General features: G+C 59.4%; 1 pseudogene. It reads right to left on the bottom strand.

Going from position 1 to position 688, the window contains the following annotated elements:
• Nucleotides 1-688, bottom strand: a pseudogene (locus tag EII32_RS12275) (peptidase); the annotation flags it as partial.

Raw genomic sequence — 688 nt, forward strand, 5'->3', positions numbered from 1 at the left:
CGCCGGGGATCACGCTGAGGTTGTTGCAGTTGGCGGAGTTTACCTTCGTGCCGGCAATCTCGAGGTCGTAGAAAGTCACGGGCTTGATGGTCACCTTGGATTTGATGATATTTCCCGAGGCGTCGCACACGGCGTGCTTCCCGGCGTTCCACACCGCTCCGGCGGGGCTTGTGATGGCGCAGCCGTAGAGGGTGAGGGTCCGGAGGTCGCAGATGGAGCCGTCCCTGCCCTCTGCCGTCACCGTGGCATTGCGGATGGTGAGGGTTTCCGAGGAGCCGCTATTTCCTGCAATGCCCCATTCGCCCTTGGCATTGACGGTGCAGCCGTCGATGGTGAGCGAGGTATTGTTGGTATAGATACCGCAGTTATTTGTGCCCTCTGCGTTGAGCGTGCCGCTGCCCGTAATGGTCATAGGCTGGGTGTGGCCGACGGCTGCATATCCCGTTACGGTGTTTGTGCCGGTGAGTTTCACCGTGAGACCGTCGATTTTTGAATAGATGCCGCGATAGTCACCGGCGTTGATGGCGGCGTTGTCGAGGGTGAGGGTGCGGGTGGAGTGGTCGTAGTTCACCGTTCCGCTCACGCCTTCAATCACGCTGAGGTCGTTGCAGTTGGCGGAGTTTACCTTCGTGCCGGCAATCTCGAGGTCGTAGGTGGTAACCGGCTCGATGGTCACCTTGGATTTGAT

This window comes from Prevotella sp. OH937_COT-195 (assembly GCF_003932845.1).
Classification (GTDB): Bacteria; Bacteroidota; Bacteroidia; order Bacteroidales; family Bacteroidaceae; genus Prevotella.